Below are 26,218 nucleotides of genomic sequence, written 5' to 3'. Positions count from 1 at the left end.
CAATGAGATTCATCTTTTTCTCCAGACTTTTAGCTTGAGCTCAACTCAACTAACTTGGCCTTTTAGCCCGAGTTCAATTTAACTTGTAAATCTACAGGTTGAAACCAACAGTAGCATGAAAACATTGAGAACGGGTAGGTCCTGCCTATCCGTTTTTATTAAAATCATGTTATAATAGAATAGAAATCAAAAATAAATAGGAGAAACAAACCTCATGGCACGCGAATTTTCACTTGAAAAAACTCGTAATATCGGTATCATGGCTCACGTCGATGCCGGTAAAACAACAACTACTGAGCGTATTCTTTACTACACTGGTAAAATCCACAAAATCGGTGAAACTCACGAAGGTGCGTCACAAATGGACTGGATGGAGCAAGAGCAAGAGCGTGGTATTACTATCACATCTGCTGCGACAACAGCTCAATGGAACAACCACCGCGTAAACATCATCGACACACCAGGACACGTGGACTTCACAATCGAAGTACAACGTTCTCTTCGTGTATTGGATGGTGCGGTTACCGTTCTTGACTCACAATCAGGTGTTGAGCCTCAAACTGAAACAGTTTGGCGTCAAGCGACTGAGTACGGAGTTCCACGTATCGTATTTGCCAACAAAATGGACAAAATCGGTGCTGACTTCCTTTACTCTGTAAGCACACTTCACGATCGTCTTCAAGCAAATGCACACCCAATCCAATTGCCAATCGGTTCTGAGGATGACTTCCGTGGTATCATCGACTTGATCAAGATGAAAGCTGAAATCTATACGAACGACCTTGGTACAGATATCCTTGAAGAAGACATCCCAGCTGAATACCTTGACCAAGCTCAAGAATACCGTGAAAAATTGATCGAAGCAGTTGCTGAAACTGACGAAGAATTGATGATGAAATACCTCGAAGGTGAAGAAATCACTAACGAAGAATTGAAAGCTGGTATCCGTAAAGCTACTATCAACGTTGAATTCTTCCCAGTATTGTGTGGTTCAGCTTTCAAAAACAAAGGTGTTCAATTGATGCTTGATGCAGTTATTGACTACCTTCCAAGCCCACTTGATATCCCAGCTATCAAAGGTATTAACCCAGATACAGACGCTGAAGAAACTCGTCCAGCCTCTGACGAAGAGCCATTTGCAGCTCTTGCCTTCAAGATCATGACTGACCCATTCGTAGGTCGTTTGACATTCTTCCGTGTTTACTCAGGTGTGCTTCAATCAGGTTCATACGTATTGAACACTTCTAAAGGTAAACGTGAACGTATCGGACGTATCCTTCAAATGCACGCTAACAGCCGTCAAGAAATCGACACTGTTTACTCAGGTGATATCGCTGCTGCCGTTGGTTTGAAAGATACTACAACTGGTGACTCATTGACAGATGAAAAAGCTAAAATCATCCTTGAGTCAATCAATGTTCCAGAACCAGTTATCCAATTGATGGTTGAGCCAAAATCTAAAGCAGACCAAGATAAGATGGGTATCGCCCTTCAAAAATTGGCTGAAGAAGATCCAACATTCCGCGTTGAAACAAACGTTGAAACTGGTGAAACAGTTATCTCTGGTATGGGTGAGCTTCACCTTGACGTCCTTGTTGACCGTATGCGTCGTGAGTTCAAAGTTGAAGCGAACGTAGGTGCTCCTCAAGTATCTTACCGTGAAACATTCCGCGCTTCTACTCAAGCACGTGGATTCTTCAAACGTCAGTCTGGTGGTAAAGGTCAATTCGGTGATGTATGGATTGAATTTACTCCAAACGAAGAAGGTAAAGGATTCGAATTCGAAAACGCAATCGTCGGTGGTGTGGTTCCTCGTGAATTTATCCCAGCGGTTGAAAAAGGTTTGGTAGAATCTATGGCTAACGGTGTTCTTGCAGGTTACCCAATGGTTGACGTTAAAGCTAAGCTTTACGACGGTTCATACCACGATGTCGACTCATCTGAAACTGCCTTCAAGATTGCAGCTTCACTTGCCCTTAAAGAAGCTGCTAAATCAGCACAACCAGCTATCCTTGAGCCAATGATGCTTGTAACAATCACTGTTCCAGAAGAAAACCTTGGTGATGTTATGGGTCACGTAACTGCTCGTCGTGGACGTGTTGATGGTATGGAAGCACACGGTAACAGCCAAATCGTTCGTGCTTACGTTCCACTTGCTGAAATGTTCGGTTACGCAACAGTTCTTCGTTCTGCATCTCAAGGACGTGGTACATTCATGATGGTATTTGACCACTATGAAGATGTACCTAAGTCAGTACAAGAAGAAATCATTAAGAAAAACAAAGGTGAAGACTAATCTGTCCTCACTCTAGAAGGAAGTCACTTAGTGGCTTCCTTTTGTCTTTAGAAAATACCTCTAAATATGGTAAAATAGTAGGAGAATAATGTGAGGAAAATGAATGTCAAACAGTTTTGAAATTTTGATGAATCAACTGGGGATGCCTGCTGAAATGAGACAGGCTTCTGCTTTAGAACAGGGTGATATTGAGCGAGTTGTGGTTCATAAAATTAGTAAGGTATGGGAGTTTCATTTCGTATTTTCTAATATTTTACCGATTGAAATCTTTTTAGAATTAAAGAAAGGTTTGAGCGAAGAATTTTCTAAGACAGGCAATAAAGCTGTTTTCGACATCAAGACTCTGTCTCAAGAATTTTCAAATCAACTCTTGCAGTCCTACTATAGAGAGGCTTTTTCTGAGGGGCCATGTGCTAGTCAAGGTTTTAAGTCCCTTTATCAGAATTTGCGAGTTCGTGCGGAGGGCAATCAACTCTTTATTGAAGGATCTGAGGCGATTGATAAGGAACACTTTAAGAAAAATCACCTTCCTAATTTAGCTAAACAACTTGAGAAGTTTGGCTTTCCAACTTTTAATTGTCAAGTAGAGAAAAATGATGTGCTGACCCAAGAGCAGGAAGAGGCCTTTCATACTGAAAATGAGCAGATTGTTCAAGTGGCCAATGAGGAAGCGCTCCGTGCTATGGAACAACTAGAACAGATGGCGCCACCTCCAGCAGAAGAGAAACCAGCCTTTGATTTTCAAGCCAAAAAAGCTGCAGCTAAACCCAAGCTGGACAAGGCGGAGATTACTCCTATGATCGAAGTGACGACGGAGGAAAATCGTCTGGTCTTTGAAGGGGTTGTTTTTGATGTGGAGCAAAAAGTGACCAGAACAGGGCGTGTTTTGATCAACTTTAAAATGACAGACTACACTTCCAGTTTTTCTATGCAAAAGTGGGTTAAGAACGAGGAAGAGGCTCAGAAATTTGATCTAATTAAGAAAAATTCTTGGCTCCGAGTTCGTGGGAATGTGGAGATGAATAACTTCACACGCGATTTGACTATGAACGTGCAGGATGTGCAGGAAGTTGTTCACTATGAGCGGAAGGATTTGATGCCAGAGGGTGAGCGTCGGGTTGAGTTTCATGCTCATACTAATATGTCGACTATGGATGCTCTACCAGAGGTTGAAGAAATCGTTGCGACAGCTGCTAAATGGGGACACAAGGCAGTTGCCATCACGGACCATGGAAATGTTCAATCCTTCCCACACGGCTATAAGGCTGCTAAGAAAGCGGGAATCCAGCTAATCTATGGAATGGAAGCCAATATCGTGGAGGATCGTGTCCCTATCGTCTATAACGAAGTGGAGCTGGACTTGTCAGAAGCAACCTATGTGGTCTTTGACGTGGAAACGACGGGTCTATCAGCCATCTATAATGACTTGATTCAGGTTGCGGCCTCTAAGACGTACAAGGGGAATGTTATTGCCGAATTTGATGAATTTATCAATCCAGGGCATCCATTATCAGCCTTTACTACTGAGTTGACTGGAATTACAGATGATCATGTCAAAAATGCCAAACCACTAGAACAAGTTTTGCAAGAATTCCAAGAATTTTGCAAAGATACGGTCCTAGTCGCTCACAATGCGACCTTTGATGTTGGCTTTATGAATGCCAATTATGAGCGTCATGGTCTGCCAAAGATTAGTCAACCAGTTATTGATACGCTGGAGTTTGCTAGAAATCTCTATCCTGAATATAAACGTCATGGTTTGGGACCTTTGACTAAGCGTTTTGGTGTGGCTTTGGAACATCACCACATGGCCAACTACGATGCGGAAGCGACTGGTCGTCTGCTTTTCATCTTTATCAAAGAAGTGGCAGAGAAACATGGTGTGACCGATCTAGCTAGACTTAACATTGATTTGATTAGTCCAGATTCTTATAAAAAAGCTAGGATCAAGCATGCGACCATTTATGTCAAGAATCAAGTAGGACTAAAAAATATCTTTAAGCTGGTTTCCTTGTCTAATACCAAGTATTTTGAAGGGGTGCCACGGATTCCGAGAACGGTTCTAGATGCCCATCGGGAAGGTTTGATTTTAGGTTCAGCTTGCTCTGAAGGTGAAGTTTTTGATGCAGTCGTTTCCCAAGGTGTGGATGCGGCGGTTGAGGTGGCCAAGTATTATGACTTTATCGAGGTCATGCCACCAGCTATCTATGCTCCCTTGATTGCCAAGGAACAGGTCAAGGATATGGAGGAACTCCAGACCATTATCAAAAGTTTGATAGAGGTTGGAGACCGTCTTGGCAAGCCCGTTTTGGCTACGGGAAATGTCCACTATATCGAACCTGAAGAAGAGATTTATCGTGAAATTATCGTCCGTAGTTTGGGACAGGGGGCTATGATTAACCGAACTATCGGTCATGGAGAACATGCCAAACCAGCTCCTTTGCCAAAGGCTCATTTTCGAACAACCAATGAAATGTTGGATGAATTTGCCTTCTTGGGAGAGGAACTGGCACGTAAATTGGTTATTGAAAACACCAATGCCTTGGCAGATATCTTTGAACCTGTTGAGGTTGTTAAGGGTGACTTGTATACGCCTTTCATCGACAAGGCTGAAGAAACAGTTGCCGAGCTGACCTATAAGAAAGCTTTTGAGATTTATGGAAATCCGCTGCCAGATATCGTTGATTTGCGGATTGAAAAAGAACTAACCTCTATTCTGGGGAATGGATTTGCTGTGATTTATCTGGCATCGCAGATGCTGGTTCAACGTTCCAATGAACGGGGTTACTTGGTTGGTTCTCGTGGGTCTGTAGGATCTAGTTTCGTTGCGACCATGATTGGGATTACAGAGGTCAATCCTCTCTCTCCTCACTATGTCTGTGGTCAGTGTCAGTACAGTGAGTTTATCACAGATGGTTCTTATGGTTCAGGTTTTGATATGCCCAATAAGGACTGTCCTAAATGTGGTCACAAACTCAGCAAAAACGGACAGGATATTCCTTTCGAGACTTTCCTTGGTTTTGATGGGGATAAGGTACCCGATATTGACTTGAACTTTTCGGGTGAAGATCAGCCTAGTGCCCACTTGGATGTGCGTGATATCTTTGGTGAGGAATATGCCTTCCGTGCAGGAACGGTAGGTGCGGTGAAAGCTAAGATAGCCTATGGCTTTGTCAAGGGTTACGAGAGAGATTATGGGAAATTTTATCGTGCTGCAGAGGTGGAGCGTTTAGCCCAGGGAGCTACTGGGGTTAAACGAACAACTGGACAACACCCAGGGGGAATCGTTGTTATTCCGAACTACATGGATGTCTACGATTTTACGCCTGTCCAGTATCCAGCGGATGATGTGACGGCTGAATGGCAGACCACTCACTTTAACTTCCACGATATCGATGAAAATGTCCTTAAACTAGATGTACTGGGACATGATGATCCGACCATGATTCGGAAACTTCAGGATTTGTCTGGGATTGATCCTAATGAAATCCCTATGGATGACGAAGGTGTGATGGCTCTCTTTTCTGGTACTGATGTACTTGGGGTAACACCTGAGCAAATCGGAACGCCTACGGGTATGTTGGGGATTCCAGAGTTTGGAACCAACTTTGTGCGTGGGATGGTCGATGAAACCCATCCGACGACCTTTGCTGAGTTGCTACAGTTGTCTGGATTGTCCCACGGTACCGACGTTTGGCTGGGCAATGCCCAAGATTTGATTAAACAGGGAATTGCGGACCTATCAACCGTTATCGGTTGTCGGGACGACATCATGGTTTACCTCATGCATGCTGGTCTCGAACCTAAGATGGCCTTTACCATCATGGAACGGGTACGTAAGGGATTGTGGCTCAAGATTTCCGAAGAGGAGCGAAATGGCTATATCGAAGCAATGAAGGCCAATAAGGTGCCAGAGTGGTATATCGAGTCCTGTGGGAAAATTAAGTACATGTTCCCTAAAGCCCACGCGGCAGCCTACGTTATGATGGCCTTGCGTGTGGCCTACTTCAAGGTTCACCATCCTATTTATTACTACTGTGCTTACTTCTCAATCCGTGCTAAGGCTTTTGATATCAAGACCATGGGTGCGGGCTTGGAGGCCATCAAACGCAGAATGGAAGAAATCGCTGAAAAACGGAAGAACAATGAGGCCTCTAATGTGGAAATTGACCTCTATACAACTCTTGAAATCGTCAATGAAATGTGGGAACGTGGTTTCAAGTTTGGCAAATTAGACCTCTACCGTAGTCAGGCGACAGAGTTCCTCATCGATGGGGATACCCTCATTCCGCCATTTGTTGCTATGGATGGTCTGGGAGAGAACGTTGCCAAGCAGTTGGTACGAGCACGTGAAGAAGGAGAATTTCTTTCTAAAACAGAATTGCGTAAGCGTGGAGGGCTTTCATCAACCTTGGTTGAAAAGATGGACGAAATGGGCATCCTCGGCAATATGCCAGAGGATAACCAGTTGAGTTTGTTTGATGAATTGTTTTAAAAAATTGCTTATTTTGATCAAGTGGACAAAATATGTCCACTTGATTTGTTATAATTCTCTTAAAAATAATAGAAAAGAGAGTATAATATGGTGAATCAAGAAATTTTAAATTCTAATGTGTCAATTGAAGAGGAAATTTATAATTTTGAAAAAGGCTTGAAAGATGATGGGAATGATTGGACCGGATTCCCACAAATAGACTTAAAAGAAGATTCTCAATGTATTTACATTTGCGGTATTTCAGAGACTGATAGATGGCATTTGTTTTATTATACGTTAACTAAAATAAAACCTGCTACTCCAATAGCATCACTTGCATATTATCGAGTGAGAGATAATTTGATTTCTTCTAAAGATAGTCAATGGATAAAACTGCAAATGGAGTATACAGAGTATGATTGGCTTTTTCTGAATGGAGTTCAATTTTTGGGAGAGGCTGATCAAAGGGTACAGGAATACTGGATGCAGCGATTCAAAGAGAGTAAGAAAAGAAACAAACTCTTCATTGTATATTCAGACTGCTTACCCGAAGACTTAAAAAATATGCCTGAATCCGTAGTTGAGTTCTTCGAATCTGGCATAGTGGTACAGTTGAAATCATCTAAGGGCTAGTTTATTTTGCTTTAATCGTTTTGAATATAAAGTGCTAGTTAGACTATAGAAGTGATAATAATGTACTGGAAATAGTATTGTTTGAATAATATGTAGAAGGACTGGAAATGAATGATCAAGAGAGACTGCTAACGATTTTTTTACGTTTACAGTTTGGGACTCCGTTAGGAAAAAAGCAACTGGCTCAGGAATTTGAGGTTAGTGAAAAGACGATACAGAGAGATTTTTCGCTACTCCGTGATATTTTATCTAGTCACACCAGTTATAGTGGAGATTTGCTTTATAACCGTAAAACGAATAAGTATTGTTTAGCAAGTAAGTCAGTTTTTAATAAAAAGGATATTCTCGTTATTTCAAAGATTTTATTGGAAAATCGAGCACTGAATAGACCAGAAATTGCTAGTTTACTACATAATTTACTGGTCTTAGTTCCCCGTGATGATCGGAAAGAAATCGAGCAGATTATTGGAAGTGAAAAGCTGAACTATGCTCCCTTAACGGATCAACAAAATAGAATAGAGAAAATTTGGAATTTATCAGAAGCTATTTTGCATGAACAGGTTCTAGATATTATCTATCAAAAACCTTATTCTGAATCTTCTAAGAGGCAGACTGTTTTGCCAGTCTCTCTTTATTATGATAGTCATTATTTCTATCTAGTTGTCTACCAGTTGAAACATGCTACTTATATTACTTTAAGAGTAGACCGTATCGAGTCATGGTCTCTTAGTGATATAGAGAAACCCTCTATTTCTTATCGAGATAAATTTAGAGATGGCGACATTCGTAACGAGAGAGTAGATGCTTTTATCGGGAAGAAAATCAGTATTGAAATCGAGTATTTGTACGATCCGACGATTGTGATGGATCAATTTCCAAATGCAAAAACAGTTGGGAAAAATGGCGACTGGACTCATTTTAAGTTTGAGAGTCAGCATACACCGGGGCTTAAACGCTGGTTGTTGGGGCAAGGGGAAGCAGTTACTGTTTTGTCTCCTCGGATTTTAGTGGAGGATATGAAGCAAACAGTTCAAGAAATGCTAGATAAATATAATAGATGAGGATAAAATGACTATTCAATTTACTTCTAAAAAGGTTGGAGAACTATTGAAAGAAGGGAATTTGCGGATTCCTTCTTATCAAAGACCTTATAAATGGAACAGAAAACATATCCGTAATCTTTTTTATGATTTACGAGATGCTATGGGGAAAAAGGAATATCAGATTGGTTCCGTTATCTTACATGAAAATGATGGATATGATATTGTCGATGGACAGCAACGGCTAATTTCAATTTCCTTGTTTCTTCATTTATTAGATAGATTAGAGAATTATAAGGGTGCTAAGCAACTGCTGAGTGCTGCTGTATTTGAAGAGCTATCTTGCTATCATGCGAGTGAAAATTATAATGAGTGGGAAAATTTGACTCAATTGGTTGGCGAAAATGAGGCAAAAGATATTTGCAATTTTTTATTGGAAAATTGTTCTGTCTCCGTGATTACTATGCCAAAGAAACGATTATCTGAAGCCTTTCAGTTATTTGATTCTCAGAATAATCGTGGAAAATCTTTAGAACCTCATGATTTGCTCAAAGCCTATCATCTTCGCAAGCAAGATTCCGAAGATGAAAGAATTGTGGAAAAGTGGGAGCAATTTGTAGAAGATAAAGATTTAAGTCTCAAAGAGTTATTTGATAAACATCTTTTTCGTATGAGACGTTGGTCGCGAGGAGAGACAGGATTGACAAACAAGCGTTATGGATCTTATCTCCGTTTTACAGAGGATTTTATTGACGATTTTAAAGGCGTTGATTTGAATCAGAACTTTCCATACTTAGAATGGTATCGTCATATTGAAAAGCTCCCTATGTCCATTACTATGCCAATCATTGATGGAAGTAAATTTTTTGAGTATATTGAATCTGCTCATGAAACTATTAGAGTTCATAAAAAATTTTTAAATAAAAAGTTAGGATTCTCTAATGAGTCAGAGAAGGAAGAACAAAATTTGGCTTACCCAGAAGGTATGTTAAACATTTACAATAGCTCAAAAGGACGCTACCTCAAGTGTCACAATATATTCCTAAATATTTGCTCGCTTTTCGCAGATAGATTTGGAAAAGAGGAGCTATCAAAGGAGATAGTAGAGACCTTGTTTATTTGGTCTTATTACCCTCGAGTTAAGTCTAAAGCTATATATGATGCAACGGTAGGGAAATACGCCGCTGGTGGAAGTTTTAGACAAAAAGAGGCTCAAAAGCTATTTCAACTTTTATCCCATGCTGTTACTCCGAATGATTTCATGATCAAGATAGATAGAGAATTATTTGAAAATTATACTGTGGACAAGATTATAGAAGAGGAAAAAGATAAATGGTAGAAACACATATAAGCTTATCAGTTAATCGTTTGTTAAATGAAGATACCTATGCTATTCCTCTTTATCAGAGAAATTTTGCTTGGACTTATGATGAAATTGAACAGTTATTGAACGACGTAGCAGATGCTTTTCAAGAAAATAGAGATAATTACAATTACTATATTGGAACATTAGTCGTTAATAAAGAGAATGACCTTTTCAAAATCATAGATGGGCAACAACGAACAACAGCCCTTAATTTGATTGCCTTAGCTTTGAAGCATGAGTTTGGTTTTGATAGATTGAAAGCTGTCAAGCTTACCTTTCCAGCTAGGAAGAAATCAAATAAGAATATTCAAGATCTATTTGCCAAGAAAAAAATTTTAGAGGGAGATGAAAATGAGCTGACTAGAGGCTACAGACATGCTAGAGACGCATTGAAAAAAGTGCTAGAGGAGCGCCAGCTTAATCCTCAGTCTTTCGTTGATTATCTTTTTGATAAGGTCATCATTTTTCGGAGTATACTTCCTGAAGATTTAGATTTGAATCTTTATTTCGAACGTTTCAACTCTCGAGGAGAACAACTAGAGGCTCATGAGATTCTTAAGGCACAAATGATGTCTAAATTTGGTGAAGATCAAGAAATGGCACAAAAATTTGCGAGAATTTGGGACGCCTGTGCAGAATTTGATAAGCCGGTAATAAAAACTTTTCAAATCCGAAGTAGACCAAACAATTCTGATGAAGAGGGGGAGAAAATTTTTGGTAAAGAATTTACTAACTTCAAATTGGAAAGTGTATTTGAGAAAATAAGAGTAAAAAAAATTGAGCAACGAAGTTTACTAGATGCAATTATTCAGACAAAATATGAAAGTAGTAGCTTAGTAAATAATGGAGTAGATATTTCAAATTATACGACTGTAATTGATTTTCCAACATTTTTGCTTCAAGTTTTTTTCATCATGGAAGGAAATGATGAAACTACATTTGATGATAAAAAATTATTGAAAATTTTTGAAATTGAACGACGAGATAGAGAATGGGTCCAACAATTTGGGCAACTACTTCTGACTATGAAGCATATATTTGATACGTTTATCGTAAAAAGTGTCCAATTAGAAAATGAAACCGAATGGCAAATCAAACGAGGTCAGTATGAGACATATCAACGAAATGAAAATAGAGGATGGAAATATGTTCGAATTAATTATCAAAACAATACTTTTGACAATTTAAACAAAAACATTATTCTCCTCCAATCCATGTTTGCTGTGACCTTTACTGCTAATCGTGACAGTCGTTGGTTATATGAAATCTTGCAATTCCTCTTTAACCATATTGAAGAGCTAAATCAAACAGAATTTGCTAGTCAGTTTAAGGATTTTCTTGAAAAAATGGCAGTGAGATATGCTGAGGAAAGATTGTTTACCGAAGATAAAAGTATCAAAAAATATGGGGCAATTCCTGTTTACGCTTTTAACTTTGTAGATTATGTTTTATGGAAAAATCGTGAAGAATTGAAGAAAGATTACGATATTGAGTTTAAAGATTTTAAATTTGCTTATCGTCGCTCCGTAGAACATTGGTATCCTCAGAATCCAAATGGACATGATGGAGAGAGCCAATTACCTGCTGAGTTTTTACATTCCTTTGGCAACCTTTGTATTATTACCGATAGTCAGAACTCCAGGTTTGGCAACTCCTATCCAGAAGCTAAATTAAAACAATGGGAAAAAGAAGATATATTCCATCGCCAGAGTTTAAAATTACAGATGATGGCAGAGATAACTTCTAAAAAAAATAGATGGGATATTGGTGAGATTCAATCTATGGAAAAAGAAGTGGAAAGATATGTACAAAATTTTTGTAATAGCTAATTAAAACAAGCTTCAGTAAGCTTGTTTTTTAAAATACCAATATATGTGATATACTAGTAAGGGAGGATATTTCATGAAACTAAGAATTTTTGCGGAAGATAAGCCGGCTGAGAAGGTATTTGAATATCAATTAGAACTTGCTGATCAGACAATTCTTCTATCAACAGCACTCTTGTCAGGTGCCATTGCTTTAGCAGGATTATTCTCTGCTTTGAAAGAAAAATAAAAATAGAAAAGAGAAAATTACATGGTTTTACCAAATTTTAAAGAAAATCTAGAAAAATACGCTAAGCTTTTGGTTGCAAACGGAATCAATGTGCAACCTGGTCATACCTTGGCTCTCTCTATCGATGTGGAGCAACGTGAGTTAGCTCACCTAATCGTCAAAGAAGCCTATGCCTTGGGTGCGCATGAGGTTATCGTTCAGTGGACAGATGATGTCATTAACCGTGAGAAATTCCTCCATGCGCCGATGGAGCGTCTGGACAATGTGCCAGAATACAAGATTGCTGAGATGAACTATCTCTTGGAGAACAAAGCTAGCCGTCTTGGAGTTCGTTCATCTGATCCAGGTGCCTTGAACGGAGTGGATGCTGACAAGCTATCAGCTTCTGCTAAAGCTATGGGACTTGCGATGAAGCCAATGCGAATCGCAACTCAATCCAACAAGGTTAGCTGGACTGTAGCAGCCGCTGCTGGACTTGAGTGGGCTAAGAAAGTCTTTCCAAATGCTGCGAGCGACGAAGAAGCAGTCGATCTCCTTTGGGACCAAATTTTCAAAACTTGCCGTGTCTACGAAGCAGATCCTGTTAAGGCTTGGGAAGAGCATGCAGCTATCCTTAAGAGTAAAGCTGATATGCTCAATAAAGAACAATTTTCAGCCCTTCACTACACAGCACCGGGGACCGATTTGACCCTTGGCTTGCCGAAGAACCACGTTTGGGAATCAGCTGGTGCTATCAATGCACAGGGCGAAGAATTCTTGCCAAATATGCCGACAGAGGAAGTCTTCACAGCGCCTGACTTCCGTCGCGCAGATGGTTATGTCACTTCTACAAAACCGCTTAGCTATAACGGAAATATCATTGAAGGTATTAAGGTAACCTTTAAGGATGGACAAATCGTAGATATCACTGCTGAGAAGGGTGATCAAGTCATGAAAGACCTTGTCTTTGAAAATGCGGGTGCGCGTGCCCTAGGTGAATGTGCCTTGGTACCAGATCCAAGCCCAATTTCTCAGTCAGGCATTACCTTCTTTAACACCCTTTTCGATGAAAATGCATCAAATCACTTAGCTATCGGTGCAGCCTATGCGACTAGCGTCGTTGGTGGAGCAGAGATGAGTGAAGAGGAGCTTGAGGCTGCGGGGCTTAACCGTTCAGATGTTCACGTGGACTTTATGATTGGATCTAGTCAAATGGATATCGATGGTATCCGTGAGGATGGGACACGTGTACCACTCTTCCGTAACGGAGATTGGGCAAATTAAGGAGATAATATGTTAGGAAGTATGTTCGTTGGTCTCCTAGTGGGATTCTTGGCAGGTACTCTGACCAATCGTGGAGAGCGAATGGGATGTTTTGGAAAAATGTTTCTCGGATGGATTGGTGCCTTTATAGGCCATTTGCTTTTTGGAACTTGGGGACCGATAATAGCAGGAACTGCTATTATTCCGGCAGTACTAGGTTCCATGATTGTCTTAGCGATTTTCTGGAGACGAGGAAGTTAATTTCTTAAACCTGATACTCAATGAAAATCAAAGAGCAAACTAGGAAACTAGCCGCAGGTTGCTCAAAACACTGTTTTGAGGTTGTAGATAGAACTGACGAAGTCAGCTCAAAACACTGTTTTGAGGTTGCAGATAGAACTGACGAAGTCAGTAACATATATACGGCAAGGCGACGTTGACGCGGTTTGAAGAGATTTTTGAAGAGTATGAAACGAAAAGGAGGTTGGTCATTGTACCAGCCTCCTTTTGATATGATATAATAGTTCTATGAGATTAGATAAATTTTTAGTTGCCTGCGCTGTGGGGAGCCGGACTGAGGTCAAAAACTTGCTCAAGGCTGGGCGCGTGACGGTAAATGGTAAAAAAGAGAAATCAGCTAAATTGCAGATTGATGAAAAAATAGATGAGATTCGCTTTGATGGGCAAGTGTTGGAGTATGAAGAGTTTGTCTATTACATGATGAACAAGCCCCAAGGTGTTATTTCAGCGACTGAGGATCTCAAGCACAGAACCGTTCTGGATTTGTTGGATGACTTGGCGCGTAGTAAGGAAGTTTTCCCAGTAGGGCGCTTGGATATCGATACGCATGGTCTTTTGCTCTTGACTAATGACGGCCAGCTTGCCCATGCTCTTCTTTCGCCCAAGCGTCATGTGGACAAGACTTATCTGGCTCAGGTCAAGGGAATGATGACCCAAGAAGATGTGGAGACATTTGCTGAGGGTATTCCTCTCAAAGACTTTACCTGTCAACCCGCTAGACTGGAGCTTGTGTCTGTAGATACAGAAAAGAATCAAAGCCAAATCCGTGTGACCATTGCAGAAGGGAAGTTTCATCAGGTCAAGCGTATGGTGGCCTACTGTGGCAAGGAAGTGGTGGACTTGCAACGTTTGACTATGGGAACTCTAGTGTTGGATGAGAATTTACAAAGAGGAGAATGGCGTCGCTTGACTAAGGAGGAATTAGAAGTTCTCCTTGCTAGCATTGCTTAATTTGGTTTATAATCGAAAAAGGTGAGGAATAATGTCCTTGCCTTTTATGTTTTTCAGTTGCTTCCTTTGTGAAAAGAGTTATAATAGACTGTAGAATAAAAGGAGGAATCTATGAACGCGATTCAAGAATCATTTACTGATAAACTATTTGCCAACTATGAAGCAAATGTCAAATACCAAGCGATTGAAAATGCTGCTAGCCACAACGGGATTTTTGCAGCTCTAGAACGCCGTCAAAGCCATGTAGACAATACACCTGTTTTCTCATTGGATTTGACCAAGGACAAGGTAACTAACCAGAAAGCATCTGGTCGTTGCTGGATGTTTGCAGCTCTTAACACCTTCCGTCACAAGCTCATCTCGCAATACAAATTGGAAAACTTTGAACTGTCACAAGCCCACACCTTCTTCTGGGACAAGTATGAGAAATCAAACTGGTTCTTGGAGCAAGTCATTGCGACTGCAGACCAAGAATTGACAAGCCGCAAGGTTAGCTTCCTACTCCAAACTCCACAACAAGATGGCGGTCAATGGGATATGGTCGTTTCTCTCTTTGAGAAATACGGTGTCGTGCCCAAGTCAGTTTACCCTGAGTCTGTTTCATCTAGTAGCAGCCGTGAGCTAAATGCAATCCTTAACAAATTGCTTCGCCAAGATGCTCAAATCTTGCGTGACTTGCTTGCTTCAGGCGCAGATCAAGCGACTGTTCAAGCTAAGAAAGAAGACCTCTTACAAGAAATCTTTAATTTTCTTGCTATGTCTTTAGGACTTCCACCACGTAAATTTGACTTTGCTTATCGCGATAAGGATAACAACTACCAAAGCGAAAAAGGCATTACACCACAAGAATTTTACAAGAAATATGTCAATCTTCCACTAGAAGATTACGTTTCTGTTATCAACGCTCCAACCGCTGACAAGCCTTACGGTAAATCTTACACAGTTGAGATGTTGGGGAATGTGGTTGGTAGCCGTGCAGTTCGCTACATCAACGTTCCAATGGAGCGCTTGAAAGAGTTGGCGATTGCCCAAATGCAAGCAGGAGAGACTGTTTGGTTTGGTTCTGATGTTGGTCAGCTCAGCAATCGTAAAGCTGGAATCCTTGCGACAGATGTTTATGACTTTGAATCAAGCATGGATATTCAATTCACTCAAGACAAGGCTGGACGTCTGGACTACAGCGAAAGCTTAATGACCCACGCTATGGTCTTGACAGGTGTGGACTTGGACGAAAATGGGAAGTCAACCAAGTGGAAGGTTGAAAACTCTTGGGGAGACAAGGTTGGTACCGATGGTTACTTTGTTGCCTCAGACGCTTGGATGGACGAATACACTTACCAAATCGTTATTCGCAAAGAATTGCTGACAGCCGAAGAACAAGCTGCCTATGAAGCAGAACCAATTGTACTTGCACCATGGGATCCAATGGGAGCCTTGGCTGAATAAATGAGATATAAAAAGAACGGTTCTATAATTTTTAGGGTTGATGGAAATTTTCCACCAACCCTATTTTAGTGTATACAAAAAGGCCAACATCCATTATATTAAAAGCGCTGAAACCTAAAACAAAAGGATGATGACCATATGAACAATATACTAGAAGCTACACTACAAATCAAAGATAAAAACATTATTTGGGATAATAAAGTTCAAGAGAAGATATTTAAAAAGAGAAAATCTTTATTTTATGCAGCTACTTATACGCATAAACCAGAATTTTGTACCGTTTGTGGGTGTGTTAGCCGAAATAATAATATCGTTAAAAACGGCACGAAAACATCTCGTATCACTCTCTGTTCTGTTTCAGGCCTAGCGGCCTACTTAAATCTACGCAAGCAGAGATTTCTCTGTAGAGAATGCGGCTCTTCATTTACCGCAGACACTAGTCGAATCGTAGAAAAACACTGTCATATCTCTAAACGCTTAAAAAACGAAATTAAATCAAAAATAAGTGAAACAGTATCTGAAACCTATATCGCAAAAGAAACAAATGTTTCAGTTCATACGGTAAGACGTATCATAGATGATACAACACGTTTACTAAAGATTAAACCATTACACGATTTACCTGAGCATTTGTGTTTTGATGAATTTAAATCCGTCAAATCTTCCGATAGTAATATGAGATTCATTATTTGTGATAGCACTACACACAAGCTGGTCGATGTTGTACGAGATAGAAAATCTTACAGCTTGAAAAAGTATTTTCATCGTTTTGAGCCTAAGACTAGATTAAAGGTAAAAACTATCTCCATCGACATGTACTTACCGTACATTCAATTAATAAAAGAAATGTTTCCTAACGCTAAAATTATCATTGATCCTTTTCATATCGTACAAGCCTTAAATAGAGAATTAAATCGAACTCGGGTACGTGTCATGAATAAGCATCGCTATAAAGACTCTAAATTATATCGAAAGTTAAAACATTATTGGAAGTTAATTTTAAAGAACTCTAATGAACTTCAGAACTATAAATATAATCGTTATAAGCTTTTTGAAAGCTTCATAACAAGTAAAGGAATCGTAGATTATATCTTAGAAAAAAATCCATCTCTTAAAAATGATTATGAGGTTGTACATTCACTTCGTGAATGTATACAGGATAGAGATTATATAGAATTCAAGGAAACGATTGAAGCAGCTACGCAATTAGACCTATCTCCTGGTTTAAAAAGAGTATTAAAGACTCTTATGACTTACTTGCCATATATTCAAAATACTTGTGAGTATCCAACTAGAACAAATGGCCCTATTGAAGGAATAAACAATAAAATAAAAGTGCTTAAAAGAAATGCCTACGGCTTTAGAAACTATTACCATTTTAGAAATAGGATTATTTTAATAACAAAAATGTTTGGCCCAAAACAAAAAGGAATTAAGCAACAATTAGTTGCTTAATTCCTTCCTAAATTTCTTCATCAACACTATTTGACAAAGAGCCCTTTTTTAGTGCTCAAAATAGCACTCAATTTTAAATGGATTTGGTGTTCAAAAAATATAATCAAATGCAACAAACTAATTTCATTTTTAATAGGCACAATTAATTTTAGAAGATAGTACGAAAAAATATTGACTATTTTCTTTAGAATGTGTAAAATTTAGATAGATTATTTAAAGTGAGGTTTTTTTATCTTGTCTATATTAAAGAAGAAAGTTAATATGTTTAGTGTACTATTGAATGTGGTATTAATAGCTATTATAGCTATTGGAGTGCTATTTTTCTTACCTAAGGAACATAAATCAGAAGTCAAATCGTCAATTAATATCGAAAGTATTGAAAAAGTGAATGAAGTTGTATTTTTGAATGCGGGAATTAATGAAATTATTTCTGAAACAAAAACAACTCAAGTTTTTGGGTTTGATGTGCCGTTCTCTAAAAAAGCAGCATTAGTAATTTTAAATTATAAAGCTAAATTTGGAATTAAAAGTAGTGTAAAGGTTGAACAAATAAGCGAAAAAGAATATAAGGTTATTGTTCCAAAATTGGAAGTAATTGGTGTTGAACTTTCAAAAGATAATCCTTATGATTTATATGATAGTCATGGAGAGTTATTAAGTGGAACTACAGAAGATATTGATACTGGGAAATTGGTCGCTAACCAACTTTCTAGTGATAAACAAGCAGAGTATTTAGATAAATTTAAGAGTGAAATTAAAGAATCTGCAATCAATTATTATAAAACAATATTTTCTTCAATGGATTCTGAAGTAAAAGTAACTATAGAATTTACAGAATAATTTTTGAAATACAAAACCCTGGCCATCTCTGGTCAGGGTTTTGTGTGGTTCTATAATTTTTAGGGTTGATGGAAATTTTCCACCAACCCTATTTTAGTGTATACAAAAAGGCCAACATCCATTATATTAAAAGCGCTGAAACCTAAAACAAAAGAATGATGACCATATGAACAATATACTAGAAGCTACACTACAAATCAAAGATGCACACAATGAAGGTGTTACATTCCATTTCTTAGAGAATATTAAAGAAGTATTGCGTGATGAGAGTGGGAAAGTAACTGGTGTAAAGGTTATTACAATGGAACTTGGTGAATCAGATGAAAGTGGAAGAAGATCAACGCATGAAGTGGCAGGTAGTGAACATATTATTCCATGTGACCTTGTCGTTGCAGCAATTGAACAAAAGTAGACTTTAGTGTTCTAGATGAAAGGTAAAAATTTGACTTTCGGTCAACATCAGAATACAATAGAAATGAACTAATAACAGGGGATGCATATTTAGGTCCTCAATCTATCGCAACCGCAATTAAAGGCGGGTGAGAAGTTGCGACAGAAGTACATGAATCGTTTAAAGAAAACACATAAATAACTTGTGGTGCCTTTCGTTTTTTTACTGGGAAAATTAAGGAACTATAGTTATAAATACTTAAATATATTAATATATTAACATGCGTATATTTATGGGGAGAAGGTTATGTCATCTATAGTTGTACTTCTGACGATAAGGTTGTTCGTGTACCAAAGGAAATTAAAGGTAAACCTGTTATCGCAATTGGAGAACGTGGTCTTGCGAACTTGAAACATTGTGAGGCAATCGTTTTACCAGATACAGTACGATATATTGGAAAAGGTGCGTTTACGATTGACAATAAGTTAAAGTATGTCCACTTTGGTAAGTCAATAGAAACAGTAGAAGATGATGTTTTCAACTCTGATAGTTCATTAGAATCAGTTGTATTCCCAGAAGGAACAAAGAGTATTGGAACATTAGTATTTTGGGGGACATCATCAATTAAATCTATTACAATTCCAGCAAGTGTAACAGAAATTACAGAATACTTCTATTTTGTGGATAACTGTAACCCAGATGTAGAAATCCATACACCTAAGGGATCAAAGGCAGAAGAAGTAGCTAAAGCAATGCAACTTAAAGTAGTAAATGACTAAAGGGGAATAGTATGAACAAAAAATTACTATCAGGCTTAGGGACTGACCCCAAAAAGTGAGAATTTAATAAAAACACCCTAGGGCTACCGTCTTCGGTATTCAACCGGAGACAGGTAGTCCAATTTTTGTTGGATTCTTTTTTCATTAGGTTCTTCATCAACACTATTTGACAAAGAGCCAAAAGAATCAGGTGATAAACCTGATTCTTTTTTTGTTTGTACATTCTCACCAAGATTACATGATACCGAAGAAACGAGCTGCGATACCTACTGCAAAGAGAGCAAGGATGATTGTAATTGGAGATACTTTTTTCTTAAGCAACCACATGCAAAGGAAAGTAAGGAGAAGTCCCATCAATCCTGGAATCAATGAGTTCAACTGACCTTGGAGAGTTTGTGGTTGAATCTTGTCTAAGCTCAATCCACCAAGTGCTTGACCAAGGATACCTTTCAATTCAGCACCTGATACAGGTCCTTCTGGAAAGTTGATGTAGGCACCTTCAGCCAATTGTTTACCAGGAAGGTTAACAGTGAAGTTGATCGATACCCAACGTTGTACAAGAACAGCAAGGATGAACATACCAAGGATAGAAGCTCCTTTAGTGATGTCTTTCAAGATACCACCAGACATGTCTTTAGTGATTTCAGATCCAGCTTTGTAACCAAATTCTTGTGTGTACCATAGGAAGGCCATACGGATCGCATTCCATCCGAAGAAGAAGAGAAGTGGGCCAACCAAGTTACCAGATGCAGCAAGTGATGCACCAAGAGCTCCAAGGATAGGACGAACTGTAAACCAGAATACTGGGTCACCGATACCAGCAAGAGGTCCCATCATACCGATTTTAACCCCTTGGATAGCAGCGTCGTCGATTTCAACACCGTTAGCACGTTCTTCTTCAAGTGCAAGAGTAACCCCCATGATTGGAGCAGCTACGTATGGGTGAGTGTTGAAGAACTCAAGGTGACGCTCAAGAGCAGCAGCTTGGTCTTCTTTAGTAGTGTACAATTTTTTGATAGCTGGGATCAATGAATAAGCCCAACCCAAGTTTTGCATACGCTCGTAGTTCCAAGAACCTTGAAGGAATTGTGAACGCCACCAAACTTTTTTACGATCTGATTTTGATAATTGAAGTTTTTCAGTCATGATTGTTCCCCTTTCTAGTAGTCTTCTAGGATATCACCGATTGGGTCGTTAGAAGTTGCAGCTCCTCCGCCACCGTTACCACCTTGTTTTGAAAGGTTAAGGTAGATGAAGGCAAGGGCAACACCGACTACACCAAGGGCAATCAAAGTCAGTTGAGAAATGGCAGCAAAAGCAAAACCGATTGCGAAGAATGGCCATACTTCACGAGTTGCCATCATGTTGATAACCATAGCGTAACCAACGGCAACGACCATAGCACCACCGACAGCCATACCACCGTTCAACCAGTCTGGCATCAATTTAAGAGCATCTTGAACGGCAGAAGCAGGGATAGCGATAAGGAAGGCAGCAGGGATAGCAATACGAAGACCTTGAAGAAGAAGTGCGATAAAGTGAGCACGCTCAACAGCCGCAATATTTCCTTCTTTAGCAGCAGCATCTGCAGTGTGAACCAAACCAACTGAGATTGTACGAACAATCATAGTCAAGAAAAGTCCAGCTACGGCAAGAGGGATAGCTGTTGCTGTTGCAACGGCGATACCTTCAGTAGTAAAGTTGCCACCTTTAATCAAGATGATTGCTGCAGCAACAGATGCAAGAGCAGCATCAGGAGCTACGGCAGCTCCGATGTTTGCCCAACCAAGGGCGATCATTTGAAGTGATCCACCAAGCATAACCCCTGCTTCGAGGTTACCTGTTACAAGACCGATAAGGGTACATGCGACGATTGGTTGATGGAATTGGAATTGGTCGAGGATACCTTCAAGACCTGCAAGGAAGGCAACAACTACAACCAAGACAGCAGAAATAATTGAAATATCTGACATGGTTTTATTCCTTTTCTATTAAATTATATTAAAGTGTAAAATCTTTCTTCGAATGTTTCGATAGAGTTTGATTTAAATTATTGAACGTTAGCTTTACTGATTAAGTCAAACAAATCTTTTTTAGTGTCGTTTGGTACTTTACGTACGTCAAATTCAACACCGAGGTCACGCATTTTTTCAAATGTTGCAACGTCGTCTTTATCCATAGACAAAACGTTGTTAATCATTGTTTTACCTGTTGAGTGAGCCATAGAACCTACGTTAAGAGTCTTGATTGGCACGCCCCCTTCAATTGCACGAAGGGCATCTTGAGGTGTTTCAAACAAGATAAGGGCATGTGTTTCTCCAAAACGTGGATCTTTTGAAACCTCAATCAATTTTTGGATTGGTACAACATTGGCTCTTACTCCGTTAGGAGCTGCTTGTTTAATTAATTCTTTACGAAGGTCGTCGTTGGCAACGTTATCTGAAGCAACGATGATACGGTCTGCTTTTGAATCTGGAGTCCAAGCAGTTGCAACCTGACCGTGAAGCAGACGAGTGTCTAGACGGGCAAGATTGATTTTCAGTTTACCGTCACCGATAACAGTTCCTTCTGGGATAGCAGCTTGGGCAACTGGAGCAGCTGCAGCACTTGCAACTTCTTCAACTGGATTTAACTCTTCTGGAAGAGCTTTGATGCCATCTTTGGCTTCTTTAATAATATTCGCAGCGACTTTTTCTACACCTGCAGTTGCGTCCATGAGGCGCTCTGTATAGGCTTGAATTAACATCGGTAAGTTTAGTCCTGTGATGATGGCAAACTTACGATCAGGATTTTCTCCCATCACGCGGCTAGCTTGGTTGAATGGAGATCCACTCCAAAGGTCAGCCAAAACTAGAACCTCATCTTCTGCGTCAAATGCAGCAACAGCGTTATTAAGCTTAGCGTATAGATCATCAGGACCTTCATTTGGCATAAAGGTTACAACTTGAACCTTTTCTTGTTCACCAAAGATCATAGATCCTGACTGATGAATACCCGCAGCAAATTCGCCGTGGCTCGCAATAATGATTCCGATACTCATTATTGTCATTCCTCCTTTTTGTTTTTTCAGTTTTCATTTAAGAAAACTTTAAGACTAGATAAGTATAAACCGTTTTCATATAAAAATCAACTATTTAGCATAAAAAAATAAAAAGGCTTTCTTTAAAAGTGTTGATATATTAAGTTTTGGAGGAGTTTTTTGAATCCTTATTTAAAAATTTAATATAAAAAAGTTGGAAGCGCATTCCAACTTTTAAAAAAGATTTTTATTAAATTAGTGGGTGAAGTCGAGTACCATACGTCCTTGGATTTGACCTTTTTCCATTTCGTCGAAAATTGCTACAGCGTCTTCTACTGGACGTTTTTGGACAACTGGGGCTACCAAACCTTCTGCACCGAATTGGAAGGCTTCCTCCAAGTCTTTACGAGTTCCAACAAGAGAACCGATAACTTGGATTCCATCTAGAACAGTTTTAACAATGCTGAGTTCCATCATTTCAGAAGGAAGACCGACAGCGACGACACGACCACCAGCACGAACTGAGTCAACAGCCTGATTGAAGGCAACTTTAGATACAGCAGTTACAACAGCTGAGTGGGCTCCTCCATCTGTTTTTTCTTTGATTAGGCCTGGTACATCTTCAACTTCGAGGCCGTTAATAACAATGTCCGCACCCACTTCTTTTGCAAGGGTAAGTTTATCATTGTTGATATCAACTGCGACAACATGAGCGTTGAAAACTTTTTTAGCATATTGAACAGCGAGATTACCAAGTCCACCAGCACCATATAGAACAACCCATTGGCCTGGTTCAACTTTTGCTTCTTTAATAGCTTTATAGGTTGTTACACCAGCACATGTGATAGAAGAAGCTTGGGCTGGATCAAGTCCGTCAGGAACTTTGACAGCATAGTCTGCAGTTACAATACACTGTTCAGCCATACCACCGTCTACTGAGTAACCAGCATTTTTTACTGTACGGCAAAGGGTTTCGCGACCAGTTGTACAGTATTCACAAGTACCACATCCTTCAAAGAACCAAGCAACGCTGACGCGGTCACCAACTTTAAGACTTTTAACATCTGGCGCAATTTCTTTAACGATACCAACACCTTCATGTCCTAGGACACGCCCCGGCACCTGACCGAAGTCACCATGGGCAACATGGAGGTCAGTGTGGCAAACACCACAGTATTCAATTTCTACAAGTGCTTCCCCAGTTTCAAGTGGACGGAGTACTTTTTCTTCAATAGCAACACCAGTGCTTTCTGGATTTACAACAACAGCTTTCATAGCTATCCTCCTTGATATTGGCCGAGAACAGGGACAACGGGACTGGATTGATTTTTTCAACAGAGTCGAGTGTGACGAGCTCTCTTGTATTTATATGTGAATTATATCACAAAAGAAAGCCTTTTCCAAGGTTTTGGAGGTGAAAATAGAACAATCGATTAACTGGTTGATGAGACTGTGAAAAGAGCACAAAGACCAGTTCGCAAGCTGGTCAGAATGGACTATAAGAATAAATCTTGCAGGGTTTTGGCGACTCCATCTTGGTCATTGGTCAGGGCGATTTGCTCATCCGCATAAGGGAGTAGGTCTGGATTGGCATTTTTCATGGCATAGCCCTTCCCAGCAAAAGCTAGCATTTCGGTATCATTGTGTTCATCTCCAAAGGCAATCAAATCCTTTTTATCACGGTTCATTACCTTGAGCAAGTAGTCCAAAGCAAAAGCCTTATTGACACCTTTTGGGGTACATTCAAGGATATTGAGAGGTCCACCCCAGGTATTAATAGAAAGTTGATACTGGTAGAAGGCGTTCATTTCTTTTGCCAAGGCATATTTGTCACTGGCTCTGGTCTGCAACAGAATACAATTAGGGTCCTTGGTCACCAATTCAGGCTGGAATTGATTTTCAGGCTGGAAAGCTTCTACACCAAATAGTTTGGGATTGGCAATTTCTTCATTGGGATTTGTAATGTAGAATTTTTTACGATATTCTCCAGCGATAAAATCGGCTTGAATGTCTTCTGAACGTTGAACCATATCTAAAAGATATTTTTTGTCTACAGTCAAACACTTTTCAAAGTTCCAAACTTGGTCTGGTAAATGAGTGAGGGAGCCGTTGAAATTAATCATAGGAGTGTCTAAGCCTAGTTCACGGTAGAAATCTTTTGACATGCGGTAAGGGCGACCTGTCGTAATAATAACCTGATGCCCTTTTTCAGCAACTTTTTTAATTGTTTCTTTGGTAAAGTCAGAAATCTGACTGTCTGAGTTGAGCAGGGTTCCATCCAGGTCAACTGCAATAATTTTCTTCGTCATATAAACCTTTCTAGTGTCTTTCCAGATAAGATGTCTTCTATTATAACAAAAAGCAGGCAGAAAAGCAGATTCCAAACGAAAAATGGAATTGCATCAAATTCTTAAATAAATCAAACAAAGATATTGAAAAAGTGAATGATAAATGATATAATTCTATTATTGTTCGTAAAAATTAAAAGGAGATTGATGATGGACAAATTATTTAAACTAAAAGAGAACGGTACAGACGTTCGTACAGAGGTTCTCGCTGGTTTAACAACTTTCTTTGCAATGAGCTATATTCTCTTTGTAAACCCACAAATGCTTTCGCAAACAGGGATGCCTGCTCAGGGTGTCTTCCTAGCGACGATTATCGGTGCCGTTGCTGGTACCTTGATGATGGCTTTCTACGCTAACTTGCCATATGCCCAAGCTCCAGGTATGGGGCTGAATGCTTTCTTTACTTTTACAGTCGTATTTGGACTTGGTTATTCTTGGCAAGAAGCCTTGGCTATGGTCTTCATCTGTGGGATTATTTCATTGATTATTACCTTGACAAATGTTCGTAAAATGATCATTGAATCGATTCCCAATGCCCTTCGTTCAGCTATTTCAGCGGGTATCGGTGTCTTTCTTGCCTATGTAGGGATTAAGAATGCTGGACTTTTGAAATTTACGATTGATCCAGGCAACTATACTGTTGTAGGAGAAGGGGCTGACAAAGCCCAAGCAACGATTGCAGCGAACTCTTCAGCAGTTCCAGGATTGGTTGACTTTAATAATCCAGCTGTTTTGGTGGCACTTGCAGGACTTGCCATTACCATCTTCTTTGTTATCAAAGGGATTAAAGGGGGAATTATTCTCTCTATCTTGACAACAACTGTTCTTGCTATTGCGGTTGGTTTGGTTGATTTGTCTAGTATTGATTTTGCTAATAACCATGTTGGTGCAGCTTTTGAAGATTTGAAGACAGTCTTTGGTGCAGCTCTTGGTTCAGAAGGGATGGGAGCTTTGATTTCAGATACAGCTCGCTTGCCTGAAACCCTTATGGCTATTCTTGCCTTCTCATTGACAGATATTTTTGACACAATTGGTACCTTGATTGGTACAGGTGAAAAAGTTGGTATCGTAGCGACAAACGGTGAAAATCACCAATCAGATAAGTTAGACAAGGCTCTTTATTCAGACTTGATTGGTACTTCAATTGGTGCCATCGCAGGTACTTCAAACGTAACGACTTATGTTGAATCTGCAGCTGGTATCGGTGCAGGTGGACGTACTGGTTTGACAGCCTTGGTTGTAGCTATCTGTTTCGCGATTTCAAGTTTCTTTAGCCCACTTCTCGCTATCGTACCTTCATCTGCCACAGCTCCAATCTTGATTATTGTTGGGATTATGATGCTTGGTAGCTTGAAAAATATTCATTGGGATGATATGTCTGAAGCGGTTCCTGCTTTCTTCACATCTATCTTTATGGGATTCAGCTACTCTATCACTCAAGGGATTGCAGTTGGTTTCTTGACTTACACTTTGACTAAAATTGTTAAAGGTCAAGCTAAAGATGTTCATGTAATGATTTGGATTTTGGATGCCTTGTTTATCCTTAACTATATCAGCATGGCCCTATAATAGAATTACCCAGG

21 protein-coding genes are annotated in these 26,218 nt (G+C 39.5%); 16 read left to right on the top strand and 5 right to left on the bottom strand.

Translation table 11 applies throughout. From position 1 onward, the window contains the following. The first annotated feature begins 214 nt into the window (after window positions 1–214). From fusA to FJR77_RS04650, 15 genes are all read left to right on the top strand, one after another. A complete protein-coding gene (fusA, locus tag FJR77_RS04730; RefSeq protein ID WP_000090345.1) occupies window positions 215–2,296 on the top strand; it encodes an elongation factor G in 2,082 nt (693 codons plus the stop codon). 103 nt (window positions 2,297–2,399) lie between these two features. Next, on the top strand, window positions 2,400–6,791 hold the full coding sequence (locus FJR77_RS04725) for a PolC-type DNA polymerase III (RefSeq protein ID WP_140833280.1): 4,392 nt from the start codon (window positions 2,400–2,402) through the stop codon (window positions 6,789–6,791). A gap of 87 nt (window positions 6,792–6,878) precedes the next feature. Continuing rightward, window positions 6,879–7,403, top strand: a complete 525-nt coding sequence (locus FJR77_RS04720) for a DnaA ATPase domain-containing protein (RefSeq protein ID WP_140833282.1) — start codon at window positions 6,879–6,881, stop codon at window positions 7,401–7,403. A 107-nt stretch (window positions 7,404–7,510) separates the two neighbouring features. After that, window positions 7,511–8,464, top strand: a complete 954-nt coding sequence (locus FJR77_RS04715) for a helix-turn-helix transcriptional regulator (protein WP_042749966.1) — start codon at window positions 7,511–7,513, stop codon at window positions 8,462–8,464. Between the two features lie 7 nt (window positions 8,465–8,471). Beyond that, window positions 8,472–9,782 carry a DUF262 domain-containing protein gene (locus tag FJR77_RS04710; RefSeq protein WP_181146590.1) on the top strand — a complete coding sequence of 437 codons (1,311 nt, stop codon included), beginning with the start codon at window positions 8,472–8,474 and terminating at the stop codon, window positions 9,780–9,782. After that, window positions 9,776–11,638 carry a DUF262 domain-containing protein gene (locus FJR77_RS04705; protein ID WP_140833286.1) on the top strand — a complete coding sequence of 621 codons (1,863 nt, stop codon included), beginning with the start codon at window positions 9,776–9,778 and terminating at the stop codon, window positions 11,636–11,638. Before FJR77_RS04710 ends, FJR77_RS04705 begins: the two co-directional genes overlap by 7 nt. 73 nt (window positions 11,639–11,711) lie before the next feature. Then, window positions 11,712–11,864 carry a hypothetical protein gene (locus FJR77_RS04700; RefSeq protein ID WP_000776626.1) on the top strand — a complete coding sequence of 51 codons (153 nt, stop codon included), beginning with the start codon at window positions 11,712–11,714 and terminating at the stop codon, window positions 11,862–11,864. Between the two features lie 21 nt (window positions 11,865–11,885). Further along, entirely contained in the window at window positions 11,886–13,127 is a 1,242-nt protein-coding gene (locus tag FJR77_RS04695; protein ID WP_140833288.1) for an aminopeptidase, read from the top strand. Window positions 13,128–13,136: 9 nt separating this feature from the next. Continuing rightward, the gene (locus FJR77_RS04690) at window positions 13,137–13,367 is read left to right on the top strand and encodes a GlsB/YeaQ/YmgE family stress response membrane protein (protein WP_000901572.1); all 231 of its coding nucleotides are present in this window, start codon (window positions 13,137–13,139) and stop codon (window positions 13,365–13,367) included. Between the two features lie 267 nt (window positions 13,368–13,634). Beyond that, window positions 13,635–14,357: a pseudouridine synthase gene (locus FJR77_RS04680; protein ID WP_140833290.1), complete on the top strand. Its 723-nt coding sequence runs from the start codon at window positions 13,635–13,637 to the stop codon at window positions 14,355–14,357. Between the two features lie 111 nt (window positions 14,358–14,468). After that, entirely contained in the window at window positions 14,469–15,803 is a 1,335-nt protein-coding gene (gene pepC, locus FJR77_RS04670; protein ID WP_140833292.1) for an aminopeptidase C, read from the top strand. Window positions 15,804–15,941: 138 nt separating this feature from the next. Next, the gene (locus FJR77_RS04665; protein ID WP_140860057.1) at window positions 15,942–17,258 is read left to right on the top strand and encodes an ISL3 family transposase; all 1,317 of its coding nucleotides are present in this window, start codon (window positions 15,942–15,944) and stop codon (window positions 17,256–17,258) included. A gap of 261 nt (window positions 17,259–17,519) precedes the next feature. After that, the gene (locus FJR77_RS04660) at window positions 17,520–18,098 is read left to right on the top strand and encodes a DUF4230 domain-containing protein (RefSeq protein WP_000493216.1); all 579 of its coding nucleotides are present in this window, start codon (window positions 17,520–17,522) and stop codon (window positions 18,096–18,098) included. Between the two features lie 166 nt (window positions 18,099–18,264). Further along, the gene (locus FJR77_RS04655; protein WP_004238875.1) at window positions 18,265–18,510 is read left to right on the top strand and encodes a hypothetical protein; all 246 of its coding nucleotides are present in this window, start codon (window positions 18,265–18,267) and stop codon (window positions 18,508–18,510) included. A 338-nt stretch (window positions 18,511–18,848) separates the two neighbouring features. Then, window positions 18,849–19,268, top strand: coding sequence for a leucine-rich repeat domain-containing protein (locus FJR77_RS04650; protein WP_223339927.1), 420 nt, complete (start codon window positions 18,849–18,851; stop codon window positions 19,266–19,268). A 234-nt stretch (window positions 19,269–19,502) separates the two neighbouring features. On the opposite strand, the gene FJR77_RS04645 is transcribed toward FJR77_RS04650, so the two are convergent. The 5 genes from FJR77_RS04645 to FJR77_RS04625 all read right to left on the bottom strand — a co-directional run bounded on the left by FJR77_RS04645 (window position 19,503) and on the right by FJR77_RS04625 (window position 24,596). Beyond that, on the bottom strand, window positions 19,503–20,414 hold the full coding sequence (locus tag FJR77_RS04645; protein WP_000136859.1) for a PTS system mannose/fructose/sorbose family transporter subunit IID: 912 nt from the start codon (window positions 20,412–20,414) through the stop codon (window positions 19,503–19,505). Between the two features lie 14 nt (window positions 20,415–20,428). Beyond that, complete coding sequence (locus tag FJR77_RS04640; protein ID WP_001280331.1) at window positions 20,429–21,241, bottom strand: PTS mannose/fructose/sorbose transporter subunit IIC; 813 nt, start codon at window positions 21,239–21,241, stop codon at window positions 20,429–20,431. A gap of 77 nt (window positions 21,242–21,318) precedes the next feature. After that, window positions 21,319–22,308 (bottom strand): PTS sugar transporter subunit IIB, encoded by a 990-nt coding sequence (locus tag FJR77_RS04635; protein ID WP_140833294.1) that lies wholly within the window; start codon window positions 22,306–22,308, stop codon window positions 21,319–21,321. A 234-nt stretch (window positions 22,309–22,542) separates the two neighbouring features. Then, window positions 22,543–23,562: an alcohol dehydrogenase AdhP gene (adhP, locus tag FJR77_RS04630; protein ID WP_140833296.1), complete on the bottom strand. Its 1,020-nt coding sequence runs from the start codon at window positions 23,560–23,562 to the stop codon at window positions 22,543–22,545. Between the two features lie 221 nt (window positions 23,563–23,783). Beyond that, window positions 23,784–24,596, bottom strand: coding sequence for a Cof-type HAD-IIB family hydrolase (locus tag FJR77_RS04625; RefSeq protein WP_140833298.1), 813 nt, complete (start codon window positions 24,594–24,596; stop codon window positions 23,784–23,786). A gap of 189 nt (window positions 24,597–24,785) precedes the next feature. On the opposite strand from FJR77_RS04625, the gene FJR77_RS04620 reads away from it, so the two are divergent. After that, window positions 24,786–26,204, top strand: coding sequence for an NCS2 family permease (locus tag FJR77_RS04620; RefSeq protein ID WP_140833300.1), 1,419 nt, complete (start codon window positions 24,786–24,788; stop codon window positions 26,202–26,204). Window positions 26,205–26,218 lie beyond the last annotated feature (14 nt).

The organism is Streptococcus shenyangsis (assembly GCF_006385785.1).
Taxonomy (GTDB): Bacteria; Bacillota; Bacilli; order Lactobacillales; family Streptococcaceae; genus Streptococcus; species Streptococcus shenyangsis.
Note: the sequence above shows the minus strand (reverse complement) of the source record. Positions and strands in the feature narration are given on the sequence as shown.

Bases quoted from the DNA above. Each gene is read 5' to 3' on its own strand.
- FJR77_RS04660 (WP_000493216.1), top strand. From the start codon at position 17,520: ATGTTTAGTGTACTATTGAATGTGGTATTAATAGCTATTATAGCTATT.
- FJR77_RS04655 (WP_004238875.1), top strand. From the start codon at position 18,265: ATGAACAATATACTAGAAGCTACACTACAAATCAAAGATGCACACAAT.
- FJR77_RS04680 (WP_140833290.1), top strand. From the start codon at position 13,635: ATGAGATTAGATAAATTTTTAGTTGCCTGCGCTGTGGGGAGCCGGACT.
- FJR77_RS04710 (WP_181146590.1), top strand. From the start codon at position 8,472: ATGACTATTCAATTTACTTCTAAAAAGGTTGGAGAACTATTGAAAGAA.
- FJR77_RS04695 (WP_140833288.1), top strand. From the start codon at position 11,886: ATGGTTTTACCAAATTTTAAAGAAAATCTAGAAAAATACGCTAAGCTT.
- adhP (WP_140833296.1), bottom strand. From the start codon at position 23,562: ATGAAAGCTGTTGTTGTAAATCCAGAAAGCACTGGTGTTGCTATTGAA.
- FJR77_RS04620 (WP_140833300.1), top strand. From the start codon at position 24,786: ATGGACAAATTATTTAAACTAAAAGAGAACGGTACAGACGTTCGTACA.
- FJR77_RS04705 (WP_140833286.1), top strand. From the start codon at position 9,776: ATGGTAGAAACACATATAAGCTTATCAGTTAATCGTTTGTTAAATGAA.
- FJR77_RS04635 (WP_140833294.1), bottom strand. From the start codon at position 22,308: ATGAGTATCGGAATCATTATTGCGAGCCACGGCGAATTTGCTGCGGGT.
- pepC (WP_140833292.1), top strand. From the start codon at position 14,469: ATGAACGCGATTCAAGAATCATTTACTGATAAACTATTTGCCAACTAT.
- FJR77_RS04665 (WP_140860057.1), top strand. From the start codon at position 15,942: ATGAACAATATACTAGAAGCTACACTACAAATCAAAGATAAAAACATT.
- FJR77_RS04645 (WP_000136859.1), bottom strand. From the start codon at position 20,414: ATGACTGAAAAACTTCAATTATCAAAATCAGATCGTAAAAAAGTTTGG.
- FJR77_RS04715 (WP_042749966.1), top strand. From the start codon at position 7,511: ATGAATGATCAAGAGAGACTGCTAACGATTTTTTTACGTTTACAGTTT.
- FJR77_RS04640 (WP_001280331.1), bottom strand. From the start codon at position 21,241: ATGTCAGATATTTCAATTATTTCTGCTGTCTTGGTTGTAGTTGTTGCC.
- FJR77_RS04690 (WP_000901572.1), top strand. From the start codon at position 13,137: ATGTTAGGAAGTATGTTCGTTGGTCTCCTAGTGGGATTCTTGGCAGGT.
- FJR77_RS04625 (WP_140833298.1), bottom strand. From the start codon at position 24,596: ATGACGAAGAAAATTATTGCAGTTGACCTGGATGGAACCCTGCTCAAC.
- FJR77_RS04700 (WP_000776626.1), top strand. From the start codon at position 11,712: ATGAAACTAAGAATTTTTGCGGAAGATAAGCCGGCTGAGAAGGTATTT.
- FJR77_RS04720 (WP_140833282.1), top strand. From the start codon at position 6,879: ATGGTGAATCAAGAAATTTTAAATTCTAATGTGTCAATTGAAGAGGAA.
- fusA (WP_000090345.1), top strand. From the start codon at position 215: ATGGCACGCGAATTTTCACTTGAAAAAACTCGTAATATCGGTATCATG.
- FJR77_RS04725 (WP_140833280.1), top strand. From the start codon at position 2,400: ATGTCAAACAGTTTTGAAATTTTGATGAATCAACTGGGGATGCCTGCT.